Annotated in this window: 17 protein-coding genes; 12 read left to right on the top strand and 5 right to left on the bottom strand. The window is 36.6% G+C overall.

The window, feature by feature from the left end:
- Positions 1-323: 323 nt before the first annotated feature.
- Positions 324-1322, top strand: coding sequence for a glyceraldehyde-3-phosphate dehydrogenase (gene gapA / locus DKK70_RS11090; RefSeq protein WP_110434048.1), 999 nt, complete (start codon positions 324-326; stop codon positions 1320-1322).
- 134 nt (positions 1323-1456) lie between these two features.
- Here the strand turns inward: gapA and cspE are convergent, their stop codons facing one another.
- The 3 genes from cspE to yjgA form a co-directional block, all read right to left on the bottom strand.
- Positions 1457-1666, bottom strand: coding sequence for a transcription antiterminator/RNA stability regulator CspE (gene cspE, locus DKK70_RS11085; protein WP_025315032.1), 210 nt, complete (start codon positions 1664-1666; stop codon positions 1457-1459).
- Between the two features lie 389 nt (positions 1667-2055).
- Positions 2056-2586, bottom strand: a complete 531-nt coding sequence (gene ppa / locus DKK70_RS11080; protein ID WP_110434047.1) for an inorganic diphosphatase — start codon at positions 2584-2586, stop codon at positions 2056-2058.
- A 69-nt stretch (positions 2587-2655) separates the two neighbouring features.
- Entirely contained in the window at positions 2656-3192 is a 537-nt protein-coding gene (gene yjgA / locus DKK70_RS11075) for a ribosome biogenesis factor YjgA (protein ID WP_110434046.1), read from the bottom strand.
- A gap of 77 nt (positions 3193-3269) precedes the next feature.
- On the opposite strand from yjgA, the gene pmbA reads away from it, so the two are divergent.
- The 6 genes from pmbA (at position 3270) to recG (ending at position 12287) form a co-directional block, all read left to right on the top strand.
- Positions 3270-4622, top strand: coding sequence for a metalloprotease PmbA (gene pmbA / locus DKK70_RS11070; protein WP_110434045.1), 1353 nt, complete (start codon positions 3270-3272; stop codon positions 4620-4622).
- A gap of 6 nt (positions 4623-4628) precedes the next feature.
- Entirely contained in the window at positions 4629-6365 is a 1737-nt protein-coding gene (locus DKK70_RS11065; protein ID WP_219999766.1) for a SulP family inorganic anion transporter, read from the top strand.
- Between the two features lie 37 nt (positions 6366-6402).
- Entirely contained in the window at positions 6403-7623 is a 1221-nt protein-coding gene (locus DKK70_RS11060; RefSeq protein WP_110434044.1) for a CinA family nicotinamide mononucleotide deamidase-related protein, read from the top strand.
- 146 nt (positions 7624-7769) lie between these two features.
- Positions 7770-8060 carry a DNA-directed RNA polymerase subunit omega gene (gene rpoZ / locus DKK70_RS11055; RefSeq protein ID WP_110423832.1) on the top strand — a complete coding sequence of 97 codons (291 nt, stop codon included), beginning with the start codon at positions 7770-7772 and terminating at the stop codon, positions 8058-8060.
- A gap of 19 nt (positions 8061-8079) precedes the next feature.
- The gene (spoT, locus tag DKK70_RS11050) at positions 8080-10188 is read left to right on the top strand and encodes a bifunctional GTP diphosphokinase/guanosine-3',5'-bis pyrophosphate 3'-pyrophosphohydrolase (protein WP_110434043.1); all 2109 of its coding nucleotides are present in this window, start codon (positions 8080-8082) and stop codon (positions 10186-10188) included.
- Between the two features lie 5 nt (positions 10189-10193).
- Positions 10194-12287: an ATP-dependent DNA helicase RecG gene (gene recG / locus DKK70_RS11045; RefSeq protein ID WP_110434042.1), complete on the top strand. Its 2094-nt coding sequence runs from the start codon at positions 10194-10196 to the stop codon at positions 12285-12287.
- Between the two features lie 108 nt (positions 12288-12395).
- On the opposite strand, the gene ulaG is transcribed toward recG, so the two are convergent.
- Positions 12396-13463 carry an L-ascorbate 6-phosphate lactonase gene (gene ulaG / locus DKK70_RS11040; RefSeq protein ID WP_034901431.1) on the bottom strand — a complete coding sequence of 356 codons (1068 nt, stop codon included), beginning with the start codon at positions 13461-13463 and terminating at the stop codon, positions 12396-12398.
- A 26-nt stretch (positions 13464-13489) separates the two neighbouring features.
- Positions 13490-14251, bottom strand: coding sequence for an HTH-type transcriptional regulator UlaR (gene ulaR / locus DKK70_RS11035; protein ID WP_110434041.1), 762 nt, complete (start codon positions 14249-14251; stop codon positions 13490-13492).
- 436 nt (positions 14252-14687) lie between these two features.
- Between ulaR and DKK70_RS11030 the strand changes: the two genes are divergently transcribed.
- From DKK70_RS11030 to DKK70_RS11010, 5 genes are all read left to right on the top strand, one after another.
- Complete coding sequence (locus DKK70_RS11030) at positions 14688-16451, top strand: PTS ascorbate-specific subunit IIBC (protein ID WP_110434040.1); 1764 nt, start codon at positions 14688-14690, stop codon at positions 16449-16451.
- Between the two features lie 25 nt (positions 16452-16476).
- The gene (locus DKK70_RS11025) at positions 16477-16950 is read left to right on the top strand and encodes a PTS sugar transporter subunit IIA (RefSeq protein WP_110434039.1); all 474 of its coding nucleotides are present in this window, start codon (positions 16477-16479) and stop codon (positions 16948-16950) included.
- Between the two features lie 3 nt (positions 16951-16953).
- Positions 16954-17652 (top strand): L-ribulose-5-phosphate 4-epimerase, encoded by a 699-nt coding sequence (locus DKK70_RS11020; protein WP_110434038.1) that lies wholly within the window; start codon positions 16954-16956, stop codon positions 17650-17652.
- Between the two features lie 14 nt (positions 17653-17666).
- A complete protein-coding gene (locus tag DKK70_RS11015; RefSeq protein WP_110423825.1) occupies positions 17667-18311 on the top strand; it encodes a 3-keto-L-gulonate-6-phosphate decarboxylase UlaD in 645 nt (214 codons plus the stop codon).
- 69 nt (positions 18312-18380) lie between these two features.
- A complete protein-coding gene (locus DKK70_RS11010) occupies positions 18381-19268 on the top strand; it encodes an L-ribulose-5-phosphate 3-epimerase (RefSeq protein ID WP_110434037.1) in 888 nt (295 codons plus the stop codon).
- The last annotated feature ends 480 nt before the right edge of the window (positions 19269-19748 follow it).

Raw genomic sequence — 19748 nt, 5'->3', positions numbered from 1 at the left:
TTGCATAGAATAATAATATATATTCATTTTTGGATCGATACGTTCTTAGCTACTTTATTGACAAGGTATTGAGCTAATAGCTCATTATTATACCCAATTATTTTTACTTAATGCAGAAGTTATTTTTTTGTTGCAGCATTAAATTAATTTTATAATTTAATACCTTGATTATAATTATTATTTTCTCTGGTTTATTTGTTTACCTAAAACTATTTCATTAATTCGTGCCTAATTACGTGTAATGATCTTGAATAAACCCCCAAAATTTGGTAGTTTACTGCAAGTTATTTTTATCATATACAACAAAAAAGAAGGTAATTGTTATGACAATCAAAGTAGGTATTAATGGTTTTGGCCGTATTGGTCGTATTGTTTTCCGTGCTGCACAAAAACGTTCTGACATTGAAATCGTTGCGATCAATGATCTATTAGACGTTGATTATATGGCTTATATGCTTAAATATGATTCAACTCACGGTCGTTTTGACGGTACTGTTGAAGTTAAAGACGGTAAATTAGTCGTTAACGGTAAAACAATCCGCGTTACTGCTGAAAGAGATCCTGCAAACTTAAAATGGAATGAAGTAGGTGTTGATGTTGTAGCTGAAGCAACTGGTTTATTCTTAACTGATGAAACTGCGCGTAAACATATCCAAGCTGGCGCTAAAAAAGTTGTATTAACTGGCCCATCTAAAGATAGCACTCCTATGTTCGTTATGGGTGTTAATGATAAAGACTATGCAGGTCAAGATATCGTTTCTAATGCATCTTGTACTACTAACTGTTTAGCACCTTTAGCTAAAGTAGTTAATGATAACTTCGGAATTGTTGAAGCGTTAATGACTACTGTTCACGCAACAACTGCAACTCAAAAAACAGTTGATGGTCCTTCTCACAAAGATTGGCGTGGTGGTCGTGGTGCTGCTCAAAACATCATCCCTTCATCAACTGGTGCGGCTAAAGCGGTAGGTAAAGTTATTCCTGAATTAAATGGTAAATTAACAGGTATGGCTTTCCGTGTTCCAACTCCAGACGTTTCTGTTGTTGACTTAACTGCTCGTTTAGCAAAACCAGCTAAATACGAAGATATCTGTAAAGCAATCAAAGCTGCTGCAGAAGGCCCAATGAAAGGCGTTCTTGGTTATACTGAAGATGACGTTGTGTCTACAGATTTCTTAGGCGAAGTTTGTACTTCTGTATTTGATGCTAAAGCGGGTATCCAATTAAGCGATAACTTTGTTAAATTAGTATCTTGGTACGATAACGAAGTTGGTTATTCAAATAAAGTATTAGACTTAATCGCAGTTGTTTCTAAAAAATAAGAATCAATTGTAATTAAAAAAAGCGACCTTGGTGTCGCTTTTTTAATTTCTGCTTGAAATTATTGTTTGTACGCATAAAAAAACGCCTATTTCGAGAAATAGGCGTTTTGCTTATATTATTTAATTAAATTTAATTAGATAACAACAACTTCAGCCGCTGCTGGTCCACGAGGGCTATCCTGGATAGCAAATTCGACTTGTTGTCCTTCAGCTAAGGTTTTAAATCCGTCACCTGAGATAGCAGAGAAGTGAACAAATACGTCTTTGCTTCCGTCGGCAGGGGTAATAAAACCAAAACCTTTACTTTCGTTGAACCATTTTACTTGGCCTGTTTTTTTATTCATTTACTAGACATCCTAACAATAATTAATAATTTGCCTTATCGGCTGTTTAGGCATCACTAAACATTATTACTTCAACTCAAAAACAAATTTAACTAGTTAAACGCTAAATTAAAAAGTTAATCGTTTCCATAAAAATGCTTATGTTGTTTGCCCATTACTATTACCTCATAATTTAAAATCGAAAGCAAGAGTTTCATTACAATTTTTTCATCTTATGATAAAGTTTTTTCTATGATTTTTTGGTAATTGATCGTTTTTTGATCTATAGCAAATTGCTTATATTATAACTACTTGAGGATATTTCGAAAGTCAAAAAAAGTGGAAAAACACGAGCCATAAAATTTTTTTTCTATGACTCGATGAAACGATTACTTTTTTGTTAAGAAATGTTATTTTTGTTTTGCACGTTCAAAAGATTCGATAATTTCTTTGCGTGCGGCTTCGGCATTATCCCAACCTTCAACTTTTACCCATTTGCCTTTTTCAAGTGCTTTATACTGTTCAAAGAAGTGTTTGATTTGAGATTTTAATAACTCAGGTAAGTCATTAACGTCCTTGATGTGATCATATTCTTTTGACAGTTTAGTATGTGGAACTGCTACTAATTTTGCATCAGAGCCGGCTTCGTCGGTCATTTTTAATACGCCAACTGGACGACAACGAATAACTGAACCTGGTTGTAATGGGTACGGAGTTGGAACTAATACGTCAACAGGATCACCATCGAGTGATAATGTGTGATTAATATAACCATAGTTACATGGGTAAAACATCGCTGTTGCCATAAAACGATCGACAAAGACAGCACCAGTATCTTTATCTACTTCATATTTGATTGGATCAGCATTCGCTGGAATTTCGATTACAACATAGATGTCGTCTGGTAATTCTTTACCTGCTGGTACGTTTAATAGTCCCATTTTTGTATCCTCTATCTTTTATTTGTTAATAGTGTTTAATAATAAATATAATGCAAACATTATAAAAACTTACTCAGTTTCGCTCAAATCTTTTAAATATTGAAAGATTTGTCTAGCAGTTTTTGGTGGTTTGTTTGCCGTGAGTTCTTTTTTTGCTAAACGCGCTAATGTACGCAATTGCTGTCTATCTGCGGAAGGAAATAGCTCCATAATTGATTCTGCATCACCAGTTTCGATAAGTTCATCGCGTAATTTTTCTAATCGATGAAATAGCGCGACCTGCTGATTATGGCGGTTTTTAAGTTTATCTAAAGCTAATGTAATCGGTTCGATATCACGACTTCGAAGTAACTTGCCAATGTATTGGATCTGTCTTCGATAACCCTCTTTTTTTATTTTTTGCGCTAATTCAATCGCATAAAGTAAATCTTCATCAAGGGGAATTTTGGCAATTTCATTTTTGCTTAAGTTGACAAGTTCGACACCTAACTTTTTAAGTGCTTCAGCATCTCGTTTGATTTCACTTTTACTAACGTAAATAATCTCTTCATCTTCAAGGTCTATATTGAAGTCAGGTTCTAAATTTGGCTCTTGATTGCTATTCATGCTATTTCTTTTGTTAACTAAAATTGAATTCTGGCATATTATAACGTATCACTAGCAGAATTGTAGAAAATAATAGAATGAGTGTAGAACAAATTAAAAAAGACGCGATGAGCCAAAAGCAGCATTTGTCAGCGATTGTCGCTGATGCGATTAAACAGGCGCAAGCTCGAGTTGATGCTGTTGAGGTGTCGATCAATCAATCGACTGGTATTAGTGTCAGTACCCGAGAAGGTGACACAGAAAATGTTGAGTTTAATAGTGATGGTGCATTAGGCATTACAGTGTATCAAAATCAGCGTAAAGGTAGTGCATCAACCAGTGATTTGTCGCCACAGGCGATTAGTCAAACGGTGGATATGGCAATTAACATTATGCAGTATACCTCAGCGGATCCTTATTCTGGCTTGGGCGACCCTGATTTGATGGCTTTTGATGCACCAGATTTAGATCTGTTTTATCCAAGTGATTTGAATGTTGATAATGCTATTGAGCAAGCAAAACAGGCAGAACATAATGCACTTACTCACTCTTCTTTGATAAGCTGTGATGGTGGTTATTATAGCAGCCGTTATGGTGTTTATGTTTATGGTAATAGTTTAGGAATGTTACAAGGTTATTGTGCGAGTTCGCATTCACTTTCTTGTTCTGTTATTGCTCAGCAAGATGGACAAATGGAGCGTAATTATGAATATACGTCATCTCGCGATGTCAGCCAACTAAAGTCATCTGCTTGGGTTGGTAAGCATGCTGCTGAAAAGGCGGTAGCCCATTTAGGAGCGAGGCAAATTCCGACAATGCAAGTTCCGGTTCTTTTTTGTGCTGATGTTGCTGTGGGGTTGATGCGGCACTTAGTTGGTGCAATCAGTGGTGGTGCTATCTATCGAAAATCCTCTTTTTTATTAGACAGTGTCGGTAAAGCGATTTTTCCCGCTTGGCTGACAATTTTAGAAGATCCTCACATTTTAACAGGGATAGGGTCGTCACCATTTGATAGTGAAGGCACCCAAACATTTAAGCGCAATATTATTGATCAAGGTGTTTTACAAACTTATTTGTTAAGTAATTATTCAGCAAGAAAATTGGGGTTGAAATCAACTGGACATGCAGGTGGCATTCATAATTGGTTAGTTTCACCAAGTCAATCTGATGCTGATTTTGCTGCAATGCTCAAAAAATTAGATAAAGGTGTTGTCATTACCTCGTTAATGGGACAAGGTGTTAATAATGTAACCGGTGATTATTCGCGTGGTGCTACAGGTTTTTGGGTAGAAAATGGTAAAATCCAATATCCAATCAATGAAATTACTGTTGCGGGTAATCTTAAAGATATGTATCAAAATATTGTAGCAATAGGTAATGATATTGAGACCAGAAGTAGTATTCAAACTGGCTCAATATTAATTGAAAATATGAGTATAGCAGGGAAATAGGCAAACATGGGAAAGTTTACCAATAGCGCGTTATTCCAAAAAGTGATTCTTTGGATGCCGGGGTTAATGAGTTTATTACGCTATAAGCGTGAATATCTTAGTTTTGATATTAAAGCGGGATTATCAGTGGCAGCAGTCTCTTTGCCAGTATCTATCGCCTATGCGGAGCTTACTGGTGTCGGGGCGATTGCTGGATTATATTCAACAATTTTACCACTTATTGTTTATGCGCTTTTTGGTTCTTCTAAACAACTCATTGTCGGCCCCGACACGGCAACTTGTGCGGTGGTGGCGGCTGTGGTGTTTCCTTTGGCAGCAAATGATCCTATATTGCGTTGGCAATTAGTGATACTGTTAACTATTATGATAGGTATTTGGTGTCTTATCGCTGGTAAACTTCATTTAGGTGCCTTGGCAGATCTCTTAAGTCAACCAATTTTGATTGGTCTGCTTAATGGGATTTCTATTACCATTATGGTTGATCAGTTAGCTAAAACCTTTGGCTTTAGCTATGACTATTCTTATTTAATTGAGCGTATCGTCTATTTACCGTTTAAAATAACGGAAATCCACTTATTAACTACCTTAGTGTCTTTTTTTACATTAGTGATTTTAGTGGTTTTAAAAAAATTCAAACCGCGTTACCCTGCGCCACTTTTTGCTGTAATTATTATGACTTTTCTCTCTTGGCTATTTAATTTTGAACATTACAATGTTCGAATTATTGGTAGTGTAAGCAGTAATTTTATTCCTGCTGAGTCATGGATAGATTTTGATAAAGGTTTGATGCGAAATTTAGTGGTACCTTCACTTAATATAGCCGTGATCTGCTTTGTTAGTATGATGATAACGGTACGTAGTTTTGCTTCTAAAAATAATTATGAAACTAATGCTGATGTCGAATTTAAAGCGTTAGGTATGGCCAATATCGTAGCTGGCTTATCACAAGGTTTTGTAGTAAGTGGTACTTCTTCGCGTACTGCGGTGAATGATGCCAATGGAGGCAAAACCCAATTGGTGTCAATTATCGCCGCGGTTTTGATTGGCTTTGTGGTAATGTTCTTTTTGTCACCGCTACAGTATATTCCAACTTGCGTATTAGGTGTCATTTTAATTTATTCTTCTCTATCCCTTATTAATTTACAAACTATTGTTCGATTTTTTAAATTTGATCGTGATGCATTTTATCTAAGCTTAACGACGCTTATTTCTGTTTTAGTCATTGGTATCATACCGGGTATGGCGTTGGCGGTGCTATTAGGTCTATTTTTGTTTTTACGACGAGTGTTTAGACCAAATGATCAGTTATTAGGTGTTGATGAAAGTGGACGAATTCATTCTATTGGGCCTGATGTCTATCCGTTAAGTAATACGATTATTTATCGTTTCAATTCACCATTAACTTATTTCAATATTGCCTATTTTAAACGTAGAATTATCGGTTATATTGATGAATCTTCTGAACCAATTAATTATGTTATTGTTGATGCCATACCTTGTTTTACCTATAAAGATGTCAGTGTATTAACCGGTATTGATGAGTTGGTTAAATCATTAAAAGTTAGAAATGTGGTGCTAATTTTATCAGGTCGACGCAAAACTTTGAAAAATTGGTTTAAACAGATGAATCTAAAATTAGATAGTGATTATATTGAGTTCGCTTACGATCTTTATTTTGCGGTGCGATTAGTACAAAGTAAAGAGCATATGGACAGCAAAACCGACGAAGATGTTGATAATTAGAACATTAATCATCATATTAAATTAGCTAAGGATAATTATGAATCAGATAAAAAAGCGCATCAAAATTGAAATGCTTAGTACTGGTGATGAAGTTTTATACGGTCAAATTGTCGATACTAATGCCGCTTGGTTATCAGATTTTTTATTTGAAGAAGGGATCACTATTACTTCGCGCCATACGGTAGGCGATGATTTGTTGACCTTGGTTGAAACTTTGCAAGAGCGTAGCTTACACAATGATATTTTAATTGTGAATGGCGGATTAGGACCAACCAGTGATGATCTTAGTGCCCAAGCCGCAGCTCAGGCGAATAATGAATCGTTGATTTTACACGAAGAGTGGCTTAAGACGCTTGAACGCTACTTCCTTAATCGTGGTAGAGTGATGCCTGCAACCAATATTAAACAAGCTATGTTACCTCAGAGTGCAACGTTAATTGATAATCCTATTGGCACCGCTTGCGGTTTTAAAATGCAGTTAAATGATTGTCTTTTATTTTTTACCCCAGGTGTGCCGTCTGAATTTAAAGCTATGGTTAGAAATTCGATCCTACCGGAAATTAAAGCTAACTATCCAATCACCGAAAGTAAACTTTGTTATCGTTTAACCACCATGGGGCGAACTGAAAGTGATTTAGGGCAGGCAATCGAAACAACCGTTAAACTTCCTGATTCTATCACTGTTGGCTATCGTGCAGCTATGCCCATTATCGAGTTAAAATTAACTGGACCAGAAAGTAAAAAGAGTGAAATGGATAACATCTGGCAGAAGATAAAAGCCATTGTTGCTGATAATTTACTTTATGAAGGGGTCGTAATTAATCAAGGTGAATCGGGCTTAGCTCAGGTGGTATCAAAGTTATTAAATAAAAGCAAGCAATCTATTGTCGTTATTGAACAGCAATCCGCAGGTATGGTGAGTTACCAATTGCTAGAAGCTAATGCGCCTGTTGTAAAGTCAGAAGTAGTCCCTTTTGTGATGGAAGAGCCGATTGATTACTTCTCACAAATATTGCAAAATCAGAGAGCTGATATTGCACTCGGCATAGTAAATTTTCAGGAGAAGAATACTGAATTTACTTTGATTATTGCCACCATCAAGCAAGTTTTACACTTTAAGTTAAAATATATTGGACGATCGCAAAGTAGTAAAATTCAACAACAAATTTTGACAGCGATTGCCTTGGATGGTTTGCGTCGTTATTTATTAAATCTGCCTATTGTTGGCCCTAATGTTTGGTTGGAACAGGTTGCATAGATTTATCAACTATTTTTTACTTTGCAAATAATTTAAATTAGGTTTTTCACTAATTAGTAATATTACTATGGACAATTCCCTACAAAATTAAGTAGAATAATTGATCTTTCAATTGAAGCATTTAAGTTAAAAAATTAGAGGTAAAAATGGCTCGTGTAACTGTCCAAGATGCAGTAGAAAAAATTGGTAATCGCTTTGATCTCGTTTTAGTTGCAGCAAGACGCGCTCGTCAACTACAAGTTGAAAACAAAACACCACTAATTCCAGAAGAACACGATAAAGAAACTGTAGTGGCTTTACGCGAAATTGAGAATGGGCTTGTAAATAAACAAATCCTTGATACAGCTGAGTTCCAAGCTCGTCAAGATGAAGAATCTGAAGTGCGTAACGCTCTTCATGAAACGGTACTTTTAGAAAACACTCCTTCATACGAATAAACATTGCTGAGAATTGTCCATGCAATATTTTGAAAGCTTAAAAGAGGTTGTTGCATCTTATCTTCCAGCGAAACAAGTTGAATTTATTCAAGATGCCTATTTCTTTGCCAAGCAAGCACATGATGGACAATTCCGTTCCAGCGGTGAACCTTATATTACTCATCCGGTTGCGGTAGCAACCATTTTAGCCGAAATGCGGTTAGATTATGAAACCGTTATCGCGGCACTGTTACATGACACCATCGAAGATACTCCAGTCACCTTTCAAGACATCACCCAAAAATTTGGTAAACATGTCGCTGTTTTAGTTGAAGGTGTCTCAAAACTTGATAAGTTAAAATTTAGAAATCGACAAGAAGCCCAAGCTGAAAATTTTCGTAAAATGGTTTTAGCCATGACCGAAGATGTGCGCGTAATTTTAATTAAGTTAGCTGATAGAACGCATAATATGCGTACTCTTGGTGCATTGCGGCCGGATAAACGTCGTCGGATAGCCAAAGAAACCTTAGAAATTTATGCGCCTTTGGCTCATCGGTTGGGTATTCATCATATTAAAACTGAGCTTGAAATACTTGCTTTTACTGCTATGCACCCTAATCGAGCTAAAGTTCTTGAAAAAGTGGTAAAAATTGCTCAAGGAACTAGAAAAGAGCTGGTTCAGCAAATTTTATCAGAAATTAGAGGGCGTTTAAGCGAAGCGAATATTCATGCGCAAGTTGAAGCACTTGAAAAGAATATCTATGCAATCTACCAAAAGATGCAACTTCGTGAGCAACATTTCCATTCAATTATGGATATTTACGTTTTCCGCATTGTTGTTGATGATGTCGATGCTTGCTATCGTACGCTTGGTTTAGTCCATAATCTATATAAACCAAGACTTAATCGCTTCAAAGATTATATTGCTATTCCCAAAGCCAATGGTTACCAATCATTACATTCGTCATTAATTGGCCCACATGGTACACCGGTCGAAGTGCAAATAAGAACCGAAGATATGGAACAAATGGCGGAAATGGGGGTTGCGGCACATTGGATTTATAATGAGAATGATGAGTTAAATAACACTACCGCGCAAATTAAAGCTCAACGTTGGATGCAAAGTTTATTAGAACTTCAGCAGAGTGTCGGTAATTCATTTGAATTTATTGAAAATGTTAAGTCGGATCTATTTCCTAAAGAGATATATGTCTTTACACCAAAAGGTCGAATTGTCCAATTACCGGAAGGGTCAACTGCAGTTGATTTAGCATATGCCGTCCACTCTGATATTGGTTTCCAATGTATTGGTGCGGTAGTTGATCGTAAACCTTATCCGCTTTCTCAACCGTTGAGCAATGGGCAAACGGTTGAAATTATTACCTCCCCTGAAAGTCGTCCTAATGCAAGTTGGTTAAATTTTGTGGTGAGTGCCAAAGCCAGATCGCGTATTCGCCAAGCATTAAAAACCTTGAAACGAGAAGATGCTATATTGTTAGGGTGTAAATTGCTTAATTTGGCTTTAATAAAAACCAGTGGAATTGATTCGCTAACTGATAATCAAAAAGAGCGTATCGTTGAGTTGACTCAACTAAGCTCGTTTGATGATGTTTTAGCCGAAATAGGACTTGGCAATATTATGAGCTATTTTATTGTCAAAGGTCTTGAACATAAAACACTTTTATCAAACGAATCTGAGGCCAATAAAACATTAGTTATAACCGGAAGTGAAGGGGTATTGGTAACTTTTTCAAGATGTTGCCATCCTATTCCTAATGATCCGATTATCGGTCATGTCAGTCCGGAAAAAGGTTTGACGGTCCACCATGAGTCTTGTCGTAACATCAGTGGTTATCAAAATAATCCCGAAAAATACATTCCACTTAAATGGGCCCCTGATATTGAGCAGTTTTTTGTGGCGGAAATCTGGGTAGATATTGTTAATAATCAAGGTTCTTTGGGGCATGTTCTTTCTATCATTAATGATGAGAAAGCCCATATCCAGTGGTTGAATACCGAAGAAAAAGATAGACAAATATACACTATTATTTTGCAGATTGAAGTTAAAAATACCCAACAACTTAATGATTTAATCCGAAAATTGTCACTCCAACAAGATGTAGTGAGTGTGACACGCAATATTAATTAGTTATTATGGCTGATCGTTTGCTAAACCACATACCGCTTGCAAAATTAGCGGGCATTGGGCCTAGTTTAGAAAGTAAATTCTCTCAACTGGGTATTAAATCTGTTCAAGATCTGTTATTACATTTTCCGCTTCGTTATGAAGACCGTTCTACATCTTCCGCTATTGGTGAGGTGGCAATTGGCGAAACAACCACTATTCAAGGTTGTATCATTAAAAGTGAAATTATCATTACCAAACGTAAAATGTTGTTGTGTCATATTCAGGATGATTCAGGTATCGCAATTTTACGTTTTCTTCATTTCAATATGGGGATGAAGTCTTCCCTAGCCCCTGGTAAATGGGTGAGTGCTTACGGTGAGATAAAAAGCGGCAGTCATTATCCGGAAATTATTCATCCACAATTTAAAATTCAAAGCCAAAAAGAAGCGCATAGCGCTTTTGCTGATGCCAATGAAGAGCGATTTACGCCAATTTATTCTACTACCCATGGATTAACTCAAAATGTCATTCGTAAGGCAATACAATCGGCATTAATATTGTTAAAACGCAATCCACCCGATGAAATTTTACCGACTACATTGAGTTCTAGATATTTGCCTGTCATTGAATCATTAGACATTGTTCATAATCCTTCATTGACCACCGATGTCGAGCAGTTAATTGCTGGCGAGCATCTGGCAATAAAACGTTTTATTTTAGAAGAGTTGCTTGCTTATCATTTAAGTATGTTGCTGATTAAATTTGATAATCAAAGACAACATTCTTACCCAATGCATATTACTCAACATTATATTCGGCCTTTTCTTGCGGCACTACCATTTGAACCGACCAAAGCGCAAAAAAGAGTGGTGCAGGATATTTATCAAGATATGGCAAAATCAGTGCCAATGATGCGATTAGTCCAAGGTGATGTAGGGTCGGGTAAAACCTTAGTTGCCGCGTTAGCCGCTTTAAATGCTATTGAAAATAAGCAACAAGTCGTCTTAATGGCGCCAACTGAAATATTAGCCGAACAACATTTTCATAATTTTTGCCAATGGTTTGAGCCACTAGGGATTAAGGTTGAGCTACTCACTGGTCGTTTAACCGCTAAAAATAAACAACTACGCTATAATGATATCGAATTGGGTGAAATTTCAATGTTAATCGGTACTCATGCGGTGTTTGTAGATAAAGTTAAGTTTAACCATTTAGGCTTAGTCATTATTGATGAACAGCATCGGTTCGGGGTAAATCAACGATTAAGTCTTTGGGAAAAAGGTGCTAAAGATGAATGTCATCCGCATCAATTAATCATGACGGCAACGCCAATTCCAAGAACCTTGGCAATGACGGTTTATGCTGATTTAGATGTATCAATTATTGATGAATTACCTCCCGGACGAACCCCAGTAACAACTATCGTTATACCTAATTCACGTCGCGATGAGATTATTGAAAAAGTGAATAATGCTTGTCTTAATAATCGTCAGGTTTATTGGGTTTGTACGTTAGTTGAAGAGTCCGAAACACTTGATGCCCAAGCTGCTGAAATGTTGGTTGAAGAGTTGCGACTGTTATTGCCTCATCTAAAGATCGCTTTAGTTCATGGCAAAATGAAATCGGACGAAAAACAAACCGTCATGAAAGCGTTTAAATCAGGTGAAACACAACTTTTAGTTGCAACAACCGTTATTGAAGTCGGGGTTGATGTGCCAAACGCAAGTTTGATGATTATTGAGAATGCTGAACGATTAGGGCTTTCGCAATTACATCAATTACGAGGACGAGTTGGTCGGGGAAGTGCAATTTCATATTGCGTCTTAATGTATCAAGCGCCACTGAGTAAAGTTGCACAACAAAGGATGAAAGTGATGCGCGAGAGTAGTGATGGTTTTGTTATCGCGCAAAAAGACCTTGAAATTAGAGGAAGTGGCGAAATTCTAGGTACCAGACAAATGGGGGTCGCCAATTTTAAAGTGGTTGATTTAATCCGTGATCAACATTTAATTAGCGATGTTCAACAAGCCTCATATTATATTCAACAAGATTATCCAGAGTCTGCGCAACAACTTATTGAATGTTGGTTGCCAGAAAGACAGAAATATATAAATGCCTAGCTGTATAACTAATTGTTTAGTTTGGCTTAAGATCAAATAACGGCTTGCACAACCAACAAAAAACGGACTTTGAGATTATTCAAAGTCCGTTTGTTTTATCGTTTTACTTTATAAGAATGAACGGTATGGCAGTTCAGGTTCATCGGTAAAGATATCTCTAAATCCACGATAGTGTTGATAGTGCATTTTGTTTTTATCGGTTGGATAAGTATATTTACCACCAACTTGCCAGAAGAATGGCGTAAATTGATACTCCAGACGATCCTTTTTCATTTGCCAAAGGACTTCAATTTCACGCGGGTCACTTTGGAAATTCGCCCATATATCGTGGTGGAATGGAATTACTACTTTAGTATTTAACGATTCTGCCGCCCGTAAAATGTCTGATGAAGTCATTTTATCGGTTACGCCGCGCGGGTTCTCGCCATAAGATAACAAAGCAACATCAATTTTATGATCATTACCATGCTTGGCATAATAATTAGAGTAGTGAGAATCGCCAGAATGATAAAGTGATCCGCCAGAAGTTTCGAATAAATAGTTAACCGCACGATCATCCATTCCATCTAATATGGATTTATCGGTGGATGAAACACCTTTCGGTAAAGTAACTAATGAAGTTCTATCAAAAGAGTCTAAAACGCGAATGGTAATATCACCAACTTGGATAGTTTCACCTACTTTAGCAACAATACAGCGATCTTCAGGAACGCCCCAACTTTTCCATAATTCAACACAAGCTTTAGGGCCAATAAATTTGACTTTTGGTGAGCAGTTTTGAATGACTGCCGCCGCAACATTGACATCAATATGATCAGCATGATCATGGGTTGCCATTACAGCATCAATCTCTTTGATTGCAAAAGGATCTAGAACAAATGGACTGGTTCTAAGATTTGGTTGTAGTTCACGAACACCACCCATTCGCATCATTTGATGTTGTTTGTTCATTAATGGATTGGCGTGAGTTTTTTTACCTGTACCACACCAGAAATCGACAGAGATATTAGTATTACCTGCTGATTTTAACCAAATCCCGGTACAAGCAAGCCACCACATGGTAAACGTATTAGGTTTGACCTCTGTTGTTTCTATTTCTTCATTAAGCCACGTTCCCCATTCAGGAAAGGTATTCAATATCCAAGATTCTCTGGTAATTTCGTTTACTTTACTCATACTTTGTTCCTTTTACAATTTAATTATTAAACTAAAATCACTTCTGTGCCTTGTTCCTTTATGCTTTCAATTACTTCCTTATTTGCCTGTTTGCCTGTTATTAAAATATCAATTTTAGTAATCGGGCAAAAAAGCATGCCAGAATTTGCTTTGGTATTTATCTTTGAACTATCAACAACAACGACTAATTTCTCTATTTTTTCAAGTATTTGTTGTTCTGCTACCGCACCTAATATTTCATTTTTATACAGTCCATTAGGCGTTAAAGTTTTACCACTGGTAAACATCCATTTACCTGCATAAGAATCAGTTATGTTAGCTATTGGGTTGAGAATAATATTTTGTGTTTTGTTATATAACCCTCCCATAATGATGACGTTTTCATGATCATGTTCAATCAAGTAGCACGCTAATGGAAAATAGTTGGTAATGATTGAAACATTCTTACCACACAGTTCACGACCTAACAAAAATGCTGTAGAACCACAATTAATTACGATATTTTCATCACTTCCACATAATTTGGCTGCTCTAATCGCGATACGTGCTTTTTCATGATAATGATCGGTATTGTTATTGCCTATCGGCGCCCAAATGGGTTTTGCAACTTCAATCCGCATAATTCCATTGCGAACTTTTTTTACTCTTCCATCCTGATCGAGCTTGGTAATATCTCGACGAGCCGTGGCTGGTGATATTGAAAAATAGGAGACTAATTCGGTGACTCTTACCATTCCTCGATCATTAACCATCGCTACAATTTCATTATGCCGTGATATTTCGTTCATTATTGCCTCTTATTAAGTAAACATGATTTTTTATGATTGAAAATGATATTAATTTTCGTTTGGTTATTTGTCAATCGTTTAAATCAATAATCTTAACTTGTCACTACAATGTATTGATAATAATAGTTATATTTTTAATTTTTACTTGCGGTTTTTTATCAAAATGTGACAGAAATCACATTTGTTTAGATAATAGTGTAAGAAAAGTGATCTTGATCAAAATAATCACAAACAATCATTGAGTGATTATTTATGATTGTGGAATATAGCATTAGTTATTCATTTCTCCGATTTGGATAACGCTAAATGAGCAAAAGTTCCATCAATTCGTTTTGCGAGATGAGTAATTATACAAATGACATTAAGTGGGGTTGATGTCTCCATGCTTATAGCATTAATGCTATCTAAAGTTGTCAACAATCAATGAGAGGGACATATGGAAGTAATTTATAACATATTTTATATCTTTTATAGTCAAGTTATGACGAAGGCACCATTATTACTGGGCCTAGTTACCTTGCTAGGTTATTGTCTTTTAAAAAAAGATATCACCACGATTTTAAAAGGCACGATTAAAACCATTGTTGGTTTTATGCTGTTACAAGTTGGCTCAGGTGTTTTAGTTTCAACATTTAAACCTGTTATTGCTAAACTTTCCGAATATCATGGTATAACCGGATCGATTATCGATACTTATGCCTCAATGGTGGCTGTCGAAAAGGGGATGGGTGAACAATATTCATGGGTTGGTTATGCAGTATTGCTTGCATTAGCGATTAATATTTTACTGGTCATCTTTAGACGTTTCACCGGAATTAGAACCATCATGTTGACCGGTCATATCATGTTCCAACAAGTTGGTTTAATTACTCTTTTCTACTTCCTATTTGGTTATGGCATGTGGGAAACCATCACCTACTCAGCAATAATTACGGCATTATATTGGGGAATTTTTTCAAATATGATGTTTAAACCGACTGAAGCGGTAACTGGTGGCGCAGGTTTTTCAATTGGTCACCAACAGCAGCTAGGTTCATGGATTGCGGTGAAATTAGCACCAAAATTGGGCGATAAAGATGATTCAGTAGATAATTTAAAATTACCAAAATGGTTACATATTTTCCACGATAGTATTGCTGCCACAACGATTGTGATGACGTTCTTTTTTGGTATCATCCTTCTTTCATTTGGTTTGGATAATTTACAAACAATGGCGGGGTCGACCCACTGGACTATCTACATTTTCGAAACCGGGCTTAAATTTGCCGTAGCTATCCAAGTTATTGTTGGTGGTGTAAGAATGTTTGTGGCGGAGTTATCTGAAGCATTTAAGGGAATTTCTGAAAAATTAATACCAAATGCGGTGTTGGCTATCGATTGTGCGGCTATCTATGCTTTTTCACCTAACGCTATGGTATTTGGTTTTATTTGGGGGGCATTAGGTCAATTTTTAGCAATAGCCTTATTACTGGTATTTAAATCGCCAATCATGATTATTCCTGGTTTTATTCCTATGTTTTTCTCTAATGCCACTATCGGCGTATTTGCCAATCATTATGGTGGATGGAAAGCGGTAATGAAACTCTGTTTCATTATGGGAATGGTTGAGGTTCTAGGCTCTGCTTGGGTAATTAATATCTTCGCCCAAAATGGTACACCAATTGATTCTTGGATGGGAATGGCTGATTGGGCAATTTTATTCCCACCGATTTTACAAGGTTTATCCTTCTCTCATCTATTTATCTATGTCTTGATTGCGTTATCTCTGGTCTATATGTTCTTTGCGGCTAAATCACTACGAGCCGAAGAAGCCTTACAAAAACAACAACCGACCAATGATATTCATGATGATGTTAATGAAGCAGTAGTTGAAAAAATGGAGGAAGTGGCAATTAGTGAAGGTCAACCGATTCGTATTCTTGCTGTTTGTGGTAGTGGTCAGGGATCATCAATGATGATGAAGATGAAAATTGCCAATTATTTAGATAAAAAAGGTATCGCAAATGTCATGGATTCATGCGCAGTCACGGATTACAAATCAAAACTACCTAATGTCGACATTATCGTTGCTTCTAAACATTTGATTCATGAAATCGAGGTTAATGAAGGACAACATGCGTTAGGTGTCCAAAACATGTTAAATCCTCAAACTTTCGGCGATGAACTTATTGAGCTTATCAATAAAGTGAATGGTAAATAGGCAGAATATTTAAAGGAGTCCAACAATGGCTTTCAAAGAATCATTAATTGAAAATAACTCTATTTTACTTAAAGCAGAAGCTACAAATTGGCAAGACGCGGTTAAGTTAGGAACAGATATGCTAGTTGCGTCTAAAGCGATTGAGCCTCGTTATTATGATGCCATCATTCAATGCGTTAAAACCATGGGGCCTTATATCATTATTGCCCCTAATCTGGCCATGCCACATGCGCGACCAGAAGATGGCGTGAACCGTACGGCTTTTGCATTAGTAACTTTGAAAAAACCTGTTTATTTTGAGGGAGAGACTGATCCTGTAGATGTACTAGTTACTCTTGCCGGCAGTACTTCTGATCAGCATATGGAAGGATTAATGGAAGTGACACAAATTTTAGATGATGAAAATAGTGAGACTGGTGTTGATCTGGATAAATTAAGACGTTGTAACAGCAAAAAAGATGTTTATGCGGTTATCGATCGCGCGCTAAATGGAGGCTAAATAATGTTTCAAGCATTAAAAGAACGCGTACTACAGGCTAATTTATTGCTACCACAATATAATTTAGTCACCTTTACATGGGGAAATGTATCAGAAGTGGATCGTGCCAAGGGGGTCATTGCCATCAAACCATCTGGGGTTGAGTACAGTGATATGACCATAGATGATATTGTTGTGGTTTCATTAACCGGCGAAATTGTCGAAGGCAAACTAAATCCCTCTAGTGATACTGCAACTCATCTCGAACTCTATAAAGCCTTTGCAAATATTGGCGGAATTGTGCATACCCATTCTCGCTATGCAACCGTTTGGGCACAGGCAGAATTGGATATTCCTGCATTAGGTACCACTCATGCTGACTATTTTTATGGCGATGTACCTTGTACCCGCCGACTAACTGATAGTGAAATTGCCACAGATTACGAAAAAAATACCGGATTAGTTATTATCGAGGAATTTAAACAGCGCGGTATTGATCCTATGGCGATGCCTGGGGTTATTGTCTCTGGTCATGCGCCATTTTGTTGGGGTAAAAATGCCTTAAATGCGGTACACAATGCTGTGGTACTTGAAGAAGTCGCAATGATGGCAATTTCAACTCGACAACTTAATCAAACCATCAAAATTCAACAAACATTATCCGATAAGCACTATTTTCGCAAACATGGTGCTAATGCTTATTATGGCCAAAAATCAAATTAGATAAGGAAACCAACATGACAACACCAAAATTACAAATTGCTTTAGATCAAACAGAACTAACCTCAGCATTGGAGGTGGCAAAAAATGTTTCAGGATTTGTTGATATTATCGAAGTTGGCACTATTCTCGCCTTTGGTGCTGGAATAGAAAGCGTTAAAAATCTAAGAAAATTATATCCTAATCATATATTAGTCTGTGATTTAAAAACCACTGATGGTGGAGCGATATTAGCTAAAATGGCTTTTTCAGCTGGGGCTAACTGGTTAACGGTTTCAGCTGCCGCACATATAGCTACCATTGAAGCGTGTAAAAAAGTGGCAGACGAATTTAATGGCGAGATTCAGATCGAATTATATGGTCATTGGACACTCGAAGATGCCAAAGCATGGCGAAAATTAGGGATTAAACAGGCTATTTATCATCGTTCTCGTGATGCTGAGCTAGCCGGCGTAGGTTGGGGAGAAGCAGATCTTGTTAAAATGCGTCAACTTTCGGATTTAGGCCTTGAGCTATCTATTACCGGTGGGATTGTACCAGAAGATATTCACTTGTTTGCGGGTATTAAAACTAAGGCTTTCATTGCTGGTCGCGCATTAGCCAATGAAAATGGTAATAAAACGGCGCAAGCATTAAGAGAGCAGATCGCTAAATATTGGTAATTTAACTGATGCAGTCGGGAATACGACTGCATTTTTTTATGTTTAAACAACTGTTATTAGGTTTTAAATATGTCGAAATTTGCAATCGATCCAACCAAATTGACTAATCATATTGGTATTTATGAAAAAGCCTTACCTAATGATCTTACTTGGCAAGAAAAACTAGACCAAGCAAAATCACTCGGATTTAATTTTATCGAGATTTCAATTGATGAATCAGATGAACGCCGGGCAAGACTTGATTGGTCAGATGACGAAATTTATCAATTAAAACGTTTATGTGAACAATCTGGTCTACCATTACATTCAATGTGTTTAAGTGCTCATCGTAAATATCCTTTTGGTTCTGCTGATGAAACTATTCGTCAACAAGCAAAAATCATTATGAACAAAGCGCTCATTCTTGCCTATAAATTAGGTATCAGAGTAATTCAATTGGCAGGCTATGATGTTTATTATGAACCAGCCAATTTACAAACTCACCAGCGCTTTATTTCGGGTATGCAATGGTCGGCAAAACAAGCGGAAAAATTAGGGATAATGCTTGCTGTCGAAATTATGGATACTAATTATCTAAATTCGCTTAGCAAGTTTGAAATTCTCAAAAAAGAGGTGAGTTCACCTTACTTTATGGCCTATCCCGATGTGGGTAATATTTCCGGTTGGAATTATGATGTTAGTACTGAGCTTATGTTAAGTCGTGAACATATAGTGCAAATACATTTAAAAGATACTTATAAAGTTAACGGCAATTATGCAGGTCAATTTAGAGATTTAACGATTGGTGAAGGTGAAGTGGACTTTCTTTCCATCTTTAAAACCCTAAAAAGGATGGATTATACCGCACCATTAGTTATCGAAATGTGGGCTAAAGATGATAAATGGCAAGAAAATATTATCACTGCCAAAAAACGCCTACAAGCAATCGCCAAACAGGCAGATTTTCCTCTATTTTGAATACCTCATTTGCAATGATAATTTAAAACAGTGCTCCATAAAATTTTAACGTGGGGCATTGATTAGGTTAGGCTGTGGCGATTATCAGACTTAACTAGATGGTGAAGACGCGGTATAGACGCCGCAATTTTTTAACAAAAATTTTATTAAACCAAGTAATCATTACCAATAAAGCCTATGAATGATTGAAATATACGGTTAAAAGTTAAGAGGATCCGCATCTGGTAACTTCGGTTTAAAAAGGAGGTATGCTCTTTAATAGTTTAGCCCGGTTATATGTATGGTTAATTTTAGGTGAATAGGGGTAAGACGGTATAGATGCCTCGATATTTTTTCAAAAATTTAAATTAAACTAGGTAATAATTACTTAAAAAACCTATTAATAATTGGAATGAGCGGTAAAAATTTCAGTTAATACATCCGCTAACACTAATCAAAAAATAGTTATGTTCTTTAATAGGTTAGCACAGTCTTATATCT

It is taken from the genome of Gilliamella apicola (assembly GCF_003202655.1).
GTDB lineage: Bacteria > Pseudomonadota > Gammaproteobacteria > Enterobacterales > Orbaceae > Gilliamella > Gilliamella apicola_R.
The sequence above is the reverse complement of the archived record's forward strand: the minus strand, read 5'-3'. Positions and strand labels throughout refer to the sequence as shown.

What these genes read in the sequence shown, in the direction of transcription:
- spoT (WP_110434043.1), top strand. Translation starts at nt 8,080, where the DNA reads ATGCAATATTTTGAAAGCTTAAAAGAGGTTGTTGCATCTTATCTTCCA.
- recG (WP_110434042.1), top strand. Translation starts at nt 10,194, where the DNA reads ATGGCTGATCGTTTGCTAAACCACATACCGCTTGCAAAATTAGCGGGC.
- DKK70_RS11020 (WP_110434038.1), top strand. Translation starts at nt 16,954, where the DNA reads ATGTTTCAAGCATTAAAAGAACGCGTACTACAGGCTAATTTATTGCTA.
- DKK70_RS11015 (WP_110423825.1), top strand. Translation starts at nt 17,667, where the DNA reads ATGACAACACCAAAATTACAAATTGCTTTAGATCAAACAGAACTAACC.
- DKK70_RS11030 (WP_110434040.1), top strand. Translation starts at nt 14,688, where the DNA reads ATGGAAGTAATTTATAACATATTTTATATCTTTTATAGTCAAGTTATG.
- rpoZ (WP_110423832.1), top strand. Translation starts at nt 7,770, where the DNA reads ATGGCTCGTGTAACTGTCCAAGATGCAGTAGAAAAAATTGGTAATCGC.
- DKK70_RS11060 (WP_110434044.1), top strand. Translation starts at nt 6,403, where the DNA reads ATGAATCAGATAAAAAAGCGCATCAAAATTGAAATGCTTAGTACTGGT.
- ppa (WP_110434047.1), bottom strand. Translation starts at nt 2,586, where the DNA reads ATGGGACTATTAAACGTACCAGCAGGTAAAGAATTACCAGACGACATC.
- yjgA (WP_110434046.1), bottom strand. Translation starts at nt 3,192, where the DNA reads ATGAATAGCAATCAAGAGCCAAATTTAGAACCTGACTTCAATATAGAC.
- cspE (WP_025315032.1), bottom strand. Translation starts at nt 1,666, where the DNA reads ATGAATAAAAAAACAGGCCAAGTAAAATGGTTCAACGAAAGTAAAGGT.
- gapA (WP_110434048.1), top strand. Translation starts at nt 324, where the DNA reads ATGACAATCAAAGTAGGTATTAATGGTTTTGGCCGTATTGGTCGTATT.
- DKK70_RS11010 (WP_110434037.1), top strand. Translation starts at nt 18,381, where the DNA reads ATGTCGAAATTTGCAATCGATCCAACCAAATTGACTAATCATATTGGT.
- ulaR (WP_110434041.1), bottom strand. Translation starts at nt 14,251, where the DNA reads ATGAACGAAATATCACGGCATAATGAAATTGTAGCGATGGTTAATGAT.
- pmbA (WP_110434045.1), top strand. Translation starts at nt 3,270, where the DNA reads ATGAGTGTAGAACAAATTAAAAAAGACGCGATGAGCCAAAAGCAGCAT.
- DKK70_RS11025 (WP_110434039.1), top strand. Translation starts at nt 16,477, where the DNA reads ATGGCTTTCAAAGAATCATTAATTGAAAATAACTCTATTTTACTTAAA.
- DKK70_RS11065 (WP_219999766.1), top strand. Translation starts at nt 4,629, where the DNA reads ATGGGAAAGTTTACCAATAGCGCGTTATTCCAAAAAGTGATTCTTTGG.
- ulaG (WP_034901431.1), bottom strand. Translation starts at nt 13,463, where the DNA reads ATGAGTAAAGTAAACGAAATTACCAGAGAATCTTGGATATTGAATACC.